Source organism: Halomonas sp. A40-4 (assembly GCF_015767635.1).
In the GTDB taxonomy this organism is placed as follows: Bacteria; Pseudomonadota; Gammaproteobacteria; order Pseudomonadales; family Halomonadaceae; genus Vreelandella; species Vreelandella janggokensis.
This window is the reverse complement of sequence record NZ_CP065230.1, coordinates 3,716,318-3,730,454: the sequence shown is the minus strand read 5'-3', so window position 1 is coordinate 3,730,454 and position 14,137 is coordinate 3,716,318. Positions and strand designations below refer to the sequence as shown.

Genomic DNA, 14,137 nt, shown 5'->3' with positions numbered 1-14,137 from the left:
TGGTCGACACGAATGCTAAATGGTCCGAGGAGTAATATGCTTAACGCCCGGCTCACGCGCCGGTTTGGAGCCGCAGATCGGCGGAAAATCGGTCGCTGTGCAGCCGATTGTTAAGCCAGTTCCTCAACGGCCCCCCAGTGTATGCAGTTCTCTGGTAGAACCGATCCCTCCACACCAATCAGATAATCGAGCAAAGCTTTTACTTTTGCTCGAACACTTTCATCCTCTCTAATCCGCACTAGCGCATTATATGGCTTCTCGTTTTTTACTTCTTCCCCGAAAAGAGCCGTTTCGAAACAGGTCTTGCAAGCAACGAGATTTACACTTCCGTCCTCTTCCTGTAAGTCTTCGATAGTACTATTCATGCCCCAGGCGGGATTTTTCTTCCCATTAGCCGTAAGCTCCTCATCGGTATCGTGAAGAATGCAAAACGACTTAGAGAATTGTTTAAGCACTTTGGCTACTGACGGAATAATTCCTTTCCCCCTTGCCCTGATGATCTGAACATCACCATATTCCTCTGGGTAGAACTCTTTTAACATCGAGAAAGCTGTATATTCAGTGTCACCCTCAACAATGACTTGTCTTCCACCAAAGAAAAACTCATGCACATAAGGATCACAGACATTCATCAACTTCAAATTTCTTTTATCATCTTCGTCCAGCTTGGCTCTTTCAGGACGATATAATGTTGTACTCTTAACCTCACTGTCTTCGTCTCGAAACACTCTAATTATGGTCGTATTGTCTTTCGACAAATCTATAAATATTGGAGAGTGCGATGTGATCATAACCTGCCAATTACCGCTCTCCGGTAGATCATAAAGGACCGACCTAGCCTCCCGAATGGCGGAAGGGTGCAGGCATATTTCAGGCTCATCCAGCAATAGCACATGGGGTCGAGAACCCTTTTTATCCTGAGATTCAGATAAGTATTTTAATGTTGCCCATAACAGGGTTCTCCTTGCACCACTCCCTTGGTGCTCAATAGTACTAAAGTAACCGTCTTCCGGCCCCATAAGAAGATCCGCATTACCTTTGAAGGGCTGATATGCTCCTTCAAGATCAGCTTCTGGCTTTGCATCGAATTTTATTTGGTGTTTAGGAAATAACTTGCTCAAATACTCGGATACTTCACTTTCGATCACTTTGACTTCATCCTCAGTCGCTTGGACGACTTTTGTCTGAAGCTGCCGAATTCTATCTAGTATCAATTCATAATCGGATTTTTCTTGCTCAGGGTCTGTCTTAATTTCTGATATTTTTTCCTTTAGCATGCTGGTTATTAGCTTGGTTATTTCAGCTGCTTGCTTTTCTGGTGTTGCGAAAGCATCTATCCTATGTGGAAGGGGGCGCCGAGAGTTAGCAACGTTCGGTGCTCCCCAAGGAACTTGATCATCCCAATCATTTTTTTGAGTATCGAACCCTTGTCTCTTGGGGTCTTTATTTGGGCTGTCCCAAACCCATTTTTCACGGATTAACCACTCGCTATCTGCAGTGGGCTCAAGCCATCTTTCACCCGGTGCATCATCAAACACGATTGTATGCAATTCAATTGTAGGCAGATTTTCTGGATCGACTTGCCCATTGGGAAAATCGTTTATTGTCAGTCTTCCATCCTTGGAGCCGTGGGACATTACAGTTTCATAAGCCCTCAAAATACTGCTTTTACCGACATTATTAGGCCCGACAAGAACAACGATATCGTCAAGCTCGATCTCAACTGTCTCAGCCCCAATTGATCTGAAGTTATTGATCTGAAGTTTATGAAGACGGGGGCGAGGAGAGTTCCCTTCTTCATCGACAAGAGGAACCACCTCTACTGATTTCTTCTTAACAGCCATGTTATCTCCTTGTAGGGGCTTAACAGTGAAGCATTTTTTCGCCGTGCGGAGCATGGCGGATAAATGCCTGTTGGACTAAGGCGCGTCCATCAGGCAGCTATTTAATAGGGGATTGTATTGATCAGCGTGCGGCCTGAGGTACCAAGCCGTCCATTGGCATGTCTGTGGTAACGCGCTCTAATGGTGAGATTCGCCATCATGTCAGTGCCCCCGAATCTAAGTTAATCCAATGTAGCGCGCCTGATGGCTAAAATCCATCACCGGGACGAGCGTCGCCGTGACCCGCTAGCGGGCCAGTTAGCCAAGTCCGTTGTCGTCGTAGGGCGTTACATCATGCTCGATAGCGTTGCTCCTTGTGGTTAGGCGGCTGATCATGGATGGGCCGCTGGGGAGTGAGCGTCCCGATCATCCGCAATGTCGGCTGACGACAGTGTGGACAGGTGTAGGTTGGCTCCGCATCGCTGGCGGCTGTATCAACATTTGGGACTTGCTCAACAACCGCTAACGCTCGACGAATCTGCATCAGACGTTGCTGACGGCAGCGATTGGCCAGAAAACCGTAGTGACGCACCCGCATCAGTCCTTTGGGCAGGACGTGAAGCAGGAAGCGACGCACGAACTCCTCGCCATTGAGGATAAGTGACTTGTGTCGGTCATGGTCGCGATAGTCCTTGTAGCGTAGGGTCACTTGCTGGTCGTCTACGGCGAGGATACGCGCGTTGCTGATGGCGATCTGGCGCGTGTAGCGCGTCAAGTAGCGAACCACCGCATGGGTGTGTTCAAGGCAGTCCTTGCTGTAAACCACCCAGTCAGTGGCCATCAGCGTGTTAAGTTGAGCATCGACATCACCGGGCCGGGTGACTCGGTGGAGATCGCCTGCATGGGCGGCCTTGCGCAGAGCGCTCACCATGTGCCCGCGAAAGTGGCGTGACAAGGCCCGTACGGGGAACAAGTAGTTGCTATGCGCCCCACGCCAGCGGCCATCGTCACTCAAGGCACCGCCTGGGACTAAACAGTGCAGATGCACATGCTGGCTCAGGTTCTGGCCCCAGGTGTGAAGCACGGCGATCATCCCCATTTCGCCGTCAAGGCGTTTGGGATCTCGTCCAAACGTGCGTAACGTCTGCCAGGCACTCTGGAAAAGCAACCGATGGATCACTTCGGGATGAAGCTGAACCCAGCCATTAAGGCTGTGCGGCAGCGTGAACACGACGTGGTAATAGCGCACCGGCAGGATATTGGCTTGCTGACGCTCGGCCCATTGTTCAATGGCGCGGCCTTGGCACTGTGGACAGTGACGATCGCGACAACCGAAGTAACGTGGCTGTACGTGAGCACAGTCGGAACACTGCAAGACCATTCCGCCCATCGCCTCCGTTCGGCAGGCCAGCAGATGGGTACACACCCGTTGGCGCTGGCGATCAAGACCGATGGGATCGAGAAAACGGGTCAATGCCTGTTGCAAGGTAGCGGCCTTAGTCATGGCTCACCTCCAATCCGGCCACCAGGTCAATATGACACTGATCTCCCCCTTGCTGGCTCGGTAGCCAGTGCAGGTAGCGCATCGTCGACTGGAGGTTGCGGTGGCCCAGTAGTCGCTGGAGCTGATGGACGGGCAGGCCTTGCTCCAGAACATGGGTGGCATAGGCATGGCGCAGACTATGGATGCCACCGACCCGCTCGATCCCGGCCAGGCGCTTGGCTTGAGTAAAGGCCTTCTGTGGCGCACTGGCGTGCAGGGCTTGATCGGGAAACAGAGCGCTCGGGAACAGCCATGTGACTGACCGATAGGCGCGCCAGTAATCGCGCAAGCGATCAAGCAGGGTCACCGGTAATAGCACCATACGATCCTTGCCGCCCTTGCCCTGCGTCACGCGGAGTTGGTAACGCTGGCTGTCGATGTCACTGACTCGCAGGTGGCAGACCTCGGTCACACGCAATCCGCAGCCGTAGCACAGTTCGAGCATCATACGATGCTTGGGGTTTTGGCAGGCGGCCAGGATCCGCCGAACCTCGTCGCGGGTCAGCAGTTCTGGAATCCGCTGCGGTTTTTTGGGGACGGTGAGAGGCACATCAAACGACGGCCACTGCAACACGTGCAAGTACAGGAACCGCACGCCGTGCAGGTAGACACGGCAGCTAGCGGCGGACAAACCGCGCTCCTGAACCAGGTGATTGAAGAAGTGTTGCAGGTCGTCGGTACTCAACGTGTCTGGCGAACGGTGGAAATAACGTGCCAGATCAGTGACCACCATCAGGTAGGTGTTGTGGGTACGTTGCGCAAAGCCACGCTGACGCATGGCCGCGATCATCTTCTGTCGCAAGGCAGTCATCGTCGTCACTCCTGTCTATTGACCCACGTGGGTCAATCAACAGTGTGGCCCGATGAGGCAAAAAACGTGGTTCGTCGACAGCTACCGCGAAGCGGTTTAGTTCAACAGCGTATTAGACGGCGCGCTCTATGATTGAATGAACAAGCTGGCACTTTTTTCCGGAAAATGCAGCTTGTCAGGCTCTCCCAAGGCTATGATTCTTTGGCCTATTAATTTCCATTAGGCCATATAATCAAAATTCGCGCGCCTACTGCATTTCCCGGAATGTCCGCTCAGGGTCGAGAGCTGACGCTGGCGATGTTAACTGGCTGTATTTTCTAATCGTAACGGAAAATGGTGCGCTAAATAGCTGACATTCGAGGCGCTAATTTGAAAGTGACGCGACCTAGTCAGGTTTTCGCATTGTACAGCCATTTCGAATACTGAATCCGCGGCCGATTCCACGCTCTGCATAAACGTCTACAGCACCCAAGAATAGCGCCATCCCCTCGCCTGATTTGACCTACGATTGAGTGTTAGAAGTAGGCTGATAAACGTGAGTACGCTTGTGAATATGTTGGTGGTTCGCGTAGTACTCGTACAAGTTGTGCACTTCGGTTGACCTGTGATGGATACCACGTTCTCCCCACATGAGCCACACCAGCGATTTGCCGGACTGCGTCAAGTAACTGTCAAGAAGATCACGACGCAAATAGCTAAAAGACCCACTGATCTGCGAGCCGTACTCACCGACTTCGCGGTATAGGGACGCCACACCTGCGGCATCGTGCAAGTCCCATTTGTTGGCATGGTATTTGAGACTCAAAGCCTTACAGAGCCATTTAGAAGGCAGGCATGCACCGCTATTCTGGTTCATTAAGCTGTGGTAGCTCTCCCAGTTATATTTCTGCACTGGGAGCTCGACCGCGACGCCACTGTTTGACCACCTATCATCGGACACAATGTATTCCGCGCGGTTGTCCTCTTGCTCATCAGCGACAGGTAGTCCAGGAATCGAGGAGAAAGGCATCTCACCCGCATAGGTGTAGTAGTAGCCAGGCTCTTGCGGAATTGCTTCATTGCCAGGGTATTCGAGACCAGTGAACAACTTGCACAGGCGTTCGACTTCTCCGCTGTCAACAAGTACACCTCGCAGGAAGGTGAAAACCTGTCGGTCATCGGCCGGGGCATTCTGTTCTAAGAACCCGTCAAGCAAGGCCCACTGCCCCGTCAAGCCATCAATATCATTGATCTCTAGTATCCCGCGGTAGTCTGGTTGCGGACCTCTCACGATCCAATCACCGGTACTCGTAGGCTGATCGCTAAACAAGTCTGGGAGTTGCAGATCGATGCTCTCAGCCTCAAGAGGAAACGTCGGATCGATGTCTGCATCTGAGGGCCTAGCGCTGCGTTCATCGGCAAGGAATCCCCCTGCATACCGGACACCCCACATCTCGAAGTAAGCGATCCAGCCGTACTTCTTCCCGTATCGGTCGACCTTGTGCTTATCACCTCCCATACGAGGGCCGGAGTTCATTTGCCGGTCAACGGCTTCAAATTGCTCGGGGTCATAGCCCAGCTCCAGCATTCGCGAAACTATTGCCGGTAGCACCCGTTGGTATTCTGGGTTGCTATCGTCGTAGTTCCAGCGATCTGGAATCAGTCTCCCTACCGTGTAGTTGCTGAAGTCCATTCGAATTGCTGCGTCCTTCGCACGTTCGATCACCGCCGAGTCGTACTGCGGCAAGCTGTCAAACGGACTGGGCAGCTGGCTAAACGGCGGAAGCAGGTGTGCTGCCTCGTCCTCAGACAAGCAAGCCGGATCAAGTATCCTTGCAATGGCAATTGTTCCCAGACAGTACTGCTGATATAAGGCATGCCAAGTAGGATGCGAAGCGCCAGGTGAGAACATTGCTTGATAAATCTCACGAGCAACTCGAGGCAAGGCCTCACGCATCTCTACAGCATTGATATCCGACCAGGTTGTCAGCGCCGCACCGTAGGCTGCGGCGAACATCCGCTCGGGGACGTATTGGTCTGGAACGGAAATTGACTCCACTGCCAGCTGGAAAAACTCCCCTGGCCGTTTGGCTGCGAATTCGTACAGGGTCTTGGTGGCCACGTCGCGCAGGCTTCTGATTGTTGATGTCAGCGTCCACATAACCCAGCGGGCCCGCCGAATCTCTCGCTCGTCTAGGTCACTCGATTTCCATTTAGACGACAGGAATTTGAAGTCGTCTTCAATTTCTTCAGTTCTCTCTCTAACCCACTCCGACCAGAAAAGATCGCGCTGCGTATTGGGCATAGCTAAGAGCACGCCGTGCAAGAAGTCCATGTCAAACGGATGCGCTCGTGCTGCCCTGGTACTCCGGAGTCTCGTGAAGGCAATCTGTGCGAACCGTTTCGACTTTTGCATTGCGTGCGCAAACTGTTCTACTGTTTCCCGCCCGTTGTGCCTTGGATCTGATTGCGCCGTCAACAAAAGAGCGTTCATGACGAGGTTCTCGTCCGACAAGTCTTGCCAAAGCTGGCGCCTGCCAAGGCGTTGGGGATACAGGCCAACTAGAGCCCGAAACACGTCAAAGGCGAAGGTATGCGACCCAGGCTCACGGAATTGGAATTGCGCGCGTCCCTCATCGCTTTGCAGCCACTGCGCCAAGCCAGGCCTGTCAAGCAGGTGGAGCGCCATCATATATCCGGCCATCAGGTCGTATGAAAATGCGATTCCTTGGCCTCCTTCTTCAGAAGTTGTTCGAACGAGGACGCCTTCGGATTCCAGCGCGCGAATGACGCTAGCATCCCAGCCCATGTCTCGAACTGCCGTCCGAGCAGCGTTGAACTCCACACTTCTCACGTTGCCTTCCCAGAGAAGGCGCGCGATCGTCAGTAAAGCATCTTGCACTTCTTCCTGATAGATGCGATCCGCCGTCGGTGAAAGCTCAGCGACTCGTGCGGCAACCCTGTTGAAGTGCTCTTCGAACAGGCTAGTAAGCGAACTGGGCAGTGCCTCCACTCCGACAAGGTGCTGGCGACGAGGGTTTGCCACCTCGCAGAAGATTCTTAGCGTCAGCGGGTGCTGCAAGAACTCGATTGGCAGATCCGCATCGGTGGCATCGATCTTGTAGTACTCAAGGTACTTGTCGATGGCCGTCTGCGGGTCTTCCTGGAACCCATTGTGCTCAAGTTGAGGAAGTTCTTCCGGCAGGCACATCTGAGCGAAATCATTACGTAGAGTGACAACTAACAGGACATACGGAAAGTCCTTCAGTAGCTCTTCCGCTCGCGCAAGCTCATCCTTCCAGTTTCTTGGGTCTTCTGCCTCATTCAGGCCGTCAATGACAACGGGTAGGCGCTTGCCCGCGCGCTGTCCCGCCGCATCTACAGCCTCAATCAGCCGTTCGAAGCTCTCCGCCGGCCTGCCAGAAATCTTGAAGGCAGATACAAGAGCGTCAAGCCCTTTGCCTGCATGAAGATTCTTGCCCAGCAGCAAGACTCCGCCGGGGAGGTCTCCGTCCGGTTGTGTCACCTTGATGGCAAGCTCGGATTTTCCTTCGCCTGCAGCTGCGAGCACAGCCTCGGATCGAAGGCCGATCGACCTCTCCAGACTTTGCAGCGCCGACGAAACCGTGTGGAGATCCGCGACCAGATTCGCGGCTAAAGGTGCTCCACCTGAACGCGTCCCACGCAGCTTCGAGAGCAGCTTGTGGTAGCGCACCGGCTGAGACGAATTCGCTACCAGTATTTGCTGTACAGAGTCGAAATCGCCCTTGCCGAGCGCCGCGTGCAAGCTATCAAGGAAGTCAGCCAATCCGGTAGCTCGATCCAGGAGCGAGTCGACTTCGGCCTTGAGTTCGGTTTTGAGTTGTCCCGTGAGCGAAGCAATGGCCGCACAATTTGTCTTGAGGACGCTTGAGAGCTGCTCCAGTGACCCCCACGCGCTCTGGCCGCCCAGATGCCTGAGTATCTTCTCCTCTGCCCCAACGACCACATGTACTTCTGGCTGGTATCGGCGGTTGAATGGAGCAGCAGCGAGCCTGTGCTGCTCAGCAAGTAGCTCAGGCGTCAGAACTAGCTCACCGAAGTAGGTTTCTCGAAGTAGTGCTCCAGGCCCAACCAATAGATCTTCGATGTCCGTTGCTGTCAGCAGCTCCAGCTTCAACTCGGGGAAGCGGTCTTTCTCAAGCGCAAAGAACCACTCTTGGTCTACCTTTGTCAGCGTGTGGCGTGTCCACAGCTTCCAATCGGTAACTCCTGGGACATGCTTACGCGTCTTCTCTATGCCCTCTATGATCTTTCTGCGGCGTGTGGTACCCAAGTTTTGTCCGTTCGCCAGTTCATACCATTTACATTGCCAACCAATCCAGCGTGGCGGCGCTCCGAGATCACAAGACTCGGTCAGTTCAAGGTGAAACTCCACACCAGGCTGGTTTGCGAGTTGCTTGAAGCGACCGAAGCGTCTGTAGTGTTGGCGCACCAGAGCACGGCAAAGCTTCTCAAAGTTTTCGTCCGCTGCTCCGGGCAACTCACTGAATACATCCCAATTTGCTTCAGGCATTAGCGTTTTCTCTTTCAACTGGCGTCGTCGGGATCGGACGGGTAGTCGTGTGCTGAGAAGACTTCAACTTTCGCACCAGCCTCGATAAAGAGTTTCACAAACGCTGAAACCTCTGCCTCGTCAGTCGTGACAGTGATTTGATCGCCTTCAAGATCGAGGTGATGATCAGATACCAGTTGGTCGAGATCATTGGGACCTAAGGTGTAGAGGTTCAACCTGTGAAGCAACGAGAGCATGTCATCTGAAAATCTCTGATCCTCTGGAGCACCAAAAGATATGGAGTGGCTGTCATCTTTCGAAGCCTGATCGCTAAGCTTGTCAATGTCCTTCACGACCTTCTCCGCGTCTTGCACTCGTTTAAACTTTCCGATGAGAACCAGGTTCATCGAATGCTCAGACCCGTATCCGTTCCAAATCTTCATGATTGCGTCTCTAGTTTGATCTCGAAGGTGCTTCTGAGTTGTTTTAGCGCCGACAAAACTCCGGCACCTCCGATTTTCGCTCCAGCGGGTGAGTAAGAACTCGCGCGCAGCATGCCGGATGCGTCTATGTGCGCATAGGCTTGAAGGCCTTGCTCATTGGGAAGCGGATCGCACGTAGGCAGTCCTGTCGCACCCGCCTGACTGACCGTAAGGGGAACCTTGCCTCTGTAGTTGGAGACCCACTCCTGAAGTGCTCGGCCGACCAATTCGTTCATGCTTGTGACCGCAGTGGTTGCTTGCTGAGGAAGCAGCAGCAATTCACTAGCTCCAACCTTTTGAGCAAGCTCGCTTATTGCGTCGAGTTCTGCAACCGTGCGCTCGTTGACTACGACATTGATCCCAAAGGGCGACAAGGTAGCAATCTACTCCATGCCTCGAAGCAGGCTGGCAAACGGCTTCCCACGCTGTTCTTCATAGGTACGACCTACCCCATCAACGCTAATGCGCGCGAAGTGGATCGACCCCTTGAGGCGCTCGACCAGCTGTGGAGTCAGGCGATGACCATGAGTCGTGAATGTAACCGCGAGCTGAGTTTCTCCCGCAGCCCGTTGGCATATGTCGGCGAAATCAGGATGCAGCGTTGGTTCGCCGCCGCCAAATCCAATGCCAAGGCATCCCTCAGTATCCAATTCCTTCAACCAGCCAAGCAGTTGATCAGTATGCAGCGACGCCTTGTGCTTAGGCGCATAGCAGTACTCGCAGTGAAGATCACAAACATTGGTGAGCGCAATGGATACTTGGCGGGGAGACATCGACCAAACCGCCTCTTCCGGGCGCCATTCATCTAGCAGGACATTCAGACCTGAAAAGCGATCGAAAAGATGCACCCCATCAGGGCCGATTCTGGTCTTCATAAGGCATTTCACCGAAAGCAGTTCTACTTTGAATGGGGCTTAAAGCGCGTCGAAGTTATCGAGGCAGAAGTTGGCGCCTAGTCTGCTAAGGGTCGTTAGCAGCCACCGTATTCCCAACTCGTTGTGCCGAATGACCTTCGCCAAGCGTCTGCTACTTCAACTGACTTGAGTCCAGCCTAGCACAGGCTGGTTAAGTTGGCTGAGAGTCGAGGGGCGAGCTATCAACGCTTCTTCCGTCGGGTAGGGGAGCCGTCTTGGATAAGAAATTCTTCAACGAGCGCGCTATCTACACAGACAACACATGCAGCCGTTGCTGCAGCTATTGCATAGGCTTAGGTATAAAGCGCCAAGTAGCGGTTTTTGGAAGGTAGCAGATGTTGGCGACACAGGTCAGCCAGGCGTTCGCGGTCTTCGTCCCGAATCGCCTCAATCATCAATTCGTGCTCGCGGCGGGCTTGAGCGAGGGCGTCGCGGTCGGTGATCGCAATGAAACGGATGCCGTGGGCTTTCTGGGCGAACTCGTTGATGGTGGCGTAGAGGTAGGTGTTGCCGCAGGCCCGGAAAAGCGTGCGATGGAAAGCGATGTTCATATGAAACACCTGACGCAGGTCGTGGGCATACACGGCCTCGCTATGCTGCTGATGAACCGCTTCCAGTTCAGCAAGCCATTCTGGCGGAGCTGGCAAGGGCAGCTTGTTGACGGCGGCCAGCTCGAGAATCTCGCGCATGGCGTAGATCTCTTCGACCTCATCCGGTGGATAGCTCCTGACGAAGGCGCCCCGGTTTTTGATGCGCTCCGTCAGGCCGATGCTATCGAGTTGGAATAGCGCCTGACGGACGACGTGCCGCTTGCAATTGAAGCGTTCCATCATGGTTTCTTCGACCAGCCGCTCGCGGGGGTGCAGGCGGCCGAGCACAATGTCCTCTTCTACCGCGGCCACGATGTCACTGACACCATGGGTAGATTGCGAGGCTTGGGTTTCGGCACCGCGTGTTGACGGCTGGGCGGTTCGGCTCATGATCGGTTTCTCAGCCTCCATGGCAGGGCATATGGTTAAGAAGTGTACCAAACTCGCCTTCACGCTTCATGCTGCCTCGGAATCCTGCAGGTGGGCGCCGGTCGACAGGCGCGGAAGTCGCAGCCTTCCTCGGCTTGCAGGATCTGCTCCATAAACAGGCGACGATAGCCCAACAGCGGCGCTTCGCTCGTCTCGGTTTTGAACGCCTGCCGACGTGCATCAAGCTCCGTGTCATCCACTTCCAGACTTAGCCGATTGTTGCTGACATCCAGCGATATGACGTCGCCATCGCGCACCAGTCCTAGTGGGCCGCCCTCGGCAGATTCCGGGGAAACGTGGAGCACGACGGTACCTGCCGCCGTGCCGCTCATGCGCCCATCGGATATGCGCACCATATCTTTGACGCCTTGGGCGGCCAGTTTCTTGGGGATCGGAATGTAGCCAGCTTCGGGCATGCCCGGTGCGCCCTTGGGCCCGATATTCTGCAGTATCAGCACGTCGTCGGCGTTAACATCCAGGTCGGGATCGTCAATGCGGTTGGCCAGGTCTTCAAGGCCGGTGAACACCACGGCGCGGCCACGATGGGTCATCAACTCGGCGGAGGCAGCCGACTGCTTGATGATGGCGCCGGCGGGGGCCAGATTGCCGCGCAACACTGCGATGCCCCCCTGGGCATAGATAGGGCTTTGCTTGGGGCGCACGATCTTCTGGTCGATGAGGTGCACGGCGGCATCGATGTTTTCACCCAGGGTGTGGCCGTTGATGGTCATGGCATTCAGGTGCAATAGCGGTTTTAGCTCGCGCAACAGGGTGGGCAGGCCGCCGGCGCGGTGCAGGTCCTCCATGTAGCCTTCGCCTGAGGGCTTGAGGTCCACCAGTACCGGGGTTTCCTGGCTCATGCGGTCGAAGGCTTCAAGGTCGATGTCGATGCCTAGCCGCCCGGCGATGGCGGTCAGGTGAATCAAGGCGTTGGTCGAGCCGCCTAATGCGAGCAGAACCCGCAGGGCGTTCTCGAATGCCTCAGGGGTCAGAATTTGATCGGGGGTAACACCAGCCCGAGCGAGCGCTACGGCCTGGGCACCGGATTGCTCGGCGATGCGTTGCCGGTCGGCATAGACCGCCGGTGCAGTAGCGCTGTTGGGCAGCATGATACCCAGTGTCTCAGCCAGGCAAGCCATGGTGCTGGCGGTACCCATTACCGAGCAGGTGCCTACGGTGGGGACCAGCTTGTCGTTGACCTCGTTGATCTCCGCCTCGTCGATGTCCTTGCCGCGATAGGCCGCCCAGTAACGGCGGCAGTCGGTGCAGGCGCCAACGCGCGTCCCGCGGTGTGAGCCAGAGAGCATGGGACCCGTGACGACCTGAACTGTGGGAACACCAGCGCTTGAAGCAGCCATCAACTGAGCGGGAACGGTCTTGTCGCAGCCGCCGATCAGTACCACGGCATCCATCGGCTGAGCGCGAATCATCTCTTCAGTATCCAACGCCATGAGGTTGCGCAGGTACATGCTGGTGGGGTTGGCGAAGGACTCATGGAGGGTGATGGTAGGAAAGTCGACCGGCAAGCCGCCCGCGAGCATCACACCGCGTTTTACGCTCTCGACTAACCCCGGCACGTTGCCGTGACAGGCGTTGTAGCCGCTATAGGTATTGGCAATGCCAATGACCGGGCGTGAAAGCGCGTCATCCGTGTAGCCCATTCCCTTGATAAAAGCCTTGCGCAGGAACAGCGAAAAGTCGGCATCGCCGTAGTTGGTTAGGCGATTGGACATGCCCAGAGTAGGGCCGTCGGCGTCAGATTGCTGATGGTCACTGCCTTGGCGGTTGTTTCGGAAGTCCTGGCTCATCGCGGTTTCCTCTATGTTGTTCGCGGCTTGTCGGAGGTCCGTTGATTACGGTTCTTGAACGCAAGGCTAGGCGGTAAAAATCGGCTTGGCAAGATTATTAATAATATTATTGACAATATTGTTGATAGGCAACTACGTTTGATCTTGCAAGCACGCCTTGCACGACAATGTGCGATACAACGACAAACAGCACGTGAGGTAACAACGATGCAAATCCGTAGCGCTTACGCCGCAACCCTACTGTCCGCCCTGATGTTTTCAGGGGCCGCCCAAGCCGATTATTCAGCCGCTGATGAGATCAAGGTGCTGCAAGGTTTCAAGGCCGGTGGGGGCAGTGATGCCCTGGCTCAGTTGACCCAACCGTTCTTGCGGGAGTCGCTGGGTGTGGAATTTATTAACGAGTACTTGCCTGGGGCCACAGGCGCGATTGCCTGGACCCGTCTAGCCCACCAGTCGCCGAATGATGGCAGCGTTATCAGCATCACCAATACGCCGATGTTGATGACCAACTACATCATGAATGACGCCATCAATTATTCGATCGAGGAACTGACGCCAATCGCCAACGTGGTCACCGACCCAGGCATCATCGTGGTGCCAGAGGATAGCCCCTATGAAACCGTGGAAGAGTTCCTCGCTGCCGCTGAGGAAAGACCCGGTGAGATTACGGTGGGCAACTCGGGCGTTGGGGGGGATGACTTCTTCTCGACCATCATGATCGAGAAGGCGACCGGCCTGTCCTTCCAGAAGGTACCTTTCCAGGGCGATGGTCCATCGGCCACGGCGGCGCTGGGCGGCAAGATCGATGCCAGCTTCAACAACCTGGGTAACGTCTATGGCCACATCGAGTCGGGCAGCCTGCGGCCGCTAGCGGTATTTGCCGAAGAGCGTCTGGATATCCTGCCTGATGTGCCCACCATGGTAGAGATGGATATCGACGTCGTGGCGGGTTCCTCACGCGGTTACAGCGCGCCAGCGGGCATTCCGGACGAGGCTCGCGATGAGCTGATCGCTGCCTTTGAGGCGCTGGGAGAGAACGAGGAGTTCCAGAAGACTGCCCAGGAGCGTGCCATGAACCTCGACATCCAGACCGGTGACGATTACGGCCAGATGATGCAGGACATGGAAGGCCAGTTCGTAGAAATCTGGGCAGATGTCAAAGATGAGGTCAACCAGTAAGGCAACGGCGCCAAAGGCGCAATACGGCGATCGACAAGGGGGTGT

General features: G+C 54.9%; 10 protein-coding genes. 1 reads left to right on the top strand and 9 read right to left on the bottom strand.

Annotation, left to right across the window (positions count from 1 at the left end; translation table 11 throughout):
- Positions 1–110: 110 nt before the first annotated feature.
- The 9 genes from IT895_RS17275 to IT895_RS17235 form a co-directional block, all read right to left on the bottom strand.
- The gene (locus IT895_RS17275; RefSeq protein ID WP_199284176.1) at positions 111–1,844 is read right to left on the bottom strand and encodes an ATP-dependent nuclease; all 1,734 of its coding nucleotides are present in this window, start codon (positions 1,842–1,844) and stop codon (positions 111–113) included.
- A gap of 331 nt (positions 1,845–2,175) precedes the next feature.
- On the bottom strand, positions 2,176–3,327 hold the full coding sequence (locus IT895_RS17270; protein ID WP_199284175.1) for an IS91 family transposase: 1,152 nt from the start codon (positions 3,325–3,327) through the stop codon (positions 2,176–2,178).
- Positions 3,320–4,177 (bottom strand): tyrosine-type recombinase/integrase, encoded by an 858-nt coding sequence (locus IT895_RS17265; protein ID WP_199284174.1) that lies wholly within the window; start codon positions 4,175–4,177, stop codon positions 3,320–3,322. Before IT895_RS17265 ends, IT895_RS17270 begins: the two co-directional genes overlap by 8 nt.
- Before the next feature lie 502 nt (positions 4,178–4,679).
- On the bottom strand, positions 4,680–8,711 hold the full coding sequence (locus IT895_RS17260; protein ID WP_199284173.1) for a hypothetical protein: 4,032 nt from the start codon (positions 8,709–8,711) through the stop codon (positions 4,680–4,682).
- 14 nt (positions 8,712–8,725) lie between these two features.
- The gene (locus IT895_RS17255) at positions 8,726–9,133 is read right to left on the bottom strand and encodes a DUF6375 family protein (protein ID WP_199284172.1); all 408 of its coding nucleotides are present in this window, start codon (positions 9,131–9,133) and stop codon (positions 8,726–8,728) included.
- A complete protein-coding gene (locus IT895_RS17250) occupies positions 9,130–9,546 on the bottom strand; it encodes a hypothetical protein (protein WP_199284171.1) in 417 nt (138 codons plus the stop codon). The genes IT895_RS17255 and IT895_RS17250 overlap by 4 nt, the downstream gene beginning before the upstream one ends.
- Before the next feature lie 9 nt (positions 9,547–9,555).
- Positions 9,556–10,047, bottom strand: coding sequence for a radical SAM protein (locus IT895_RS17245; protein WP_199284170.1), 492 nt, complete (start codon positions 10,045–10,047; stop codon positions 9,556–9,558).
- 332 nt (positions 10,048–10,379) lie between these two features.
- Positions 10,380–11,066 carry a GntR family transcriptional regulator gene (locus tag IT895_RS17240; RefSeq protein WP_199284169.1) on the bottom strand — a complete coding sequence of 229 codons (687 nt, stop codon included), beginning with the start codon at positions 11,064–11,066 and terminating at the stop codon, positions 10,380–10,382.
- A 59-nt stretch (positions 11,067–11,125) separates the two neighbouring features.
- Positions 11,126–12,913, bottom strand: coding sequence for an IlvD/Edd family dehydratase (locus IT895_RS17235; RefSeq protein ID WP_199284168.1), 1,788 nt, complete (start codon positions 12,911–12,913; stop codon positions 11,126–11,128).
- Between the two features lie 207 nt (positions 12,914–13,120).
- Between IT895_RS17235 and IT895_RS17230 the strand changes: the two genes are divergently transcribed.
- Positions 13,121–14,092, top strand: coding sequence for a Bug family tripartite tricarboxylate transporter substrate binding protein (locus IT895_RS17230; RefSeq protein ID WP_085919651.1), 972 nt, complete (start codon positions 13,121–13,123; stop codon positions 14,090–14,092).
- Positions 14,093–14,137 lie beyond the last annotated feature (45 nt).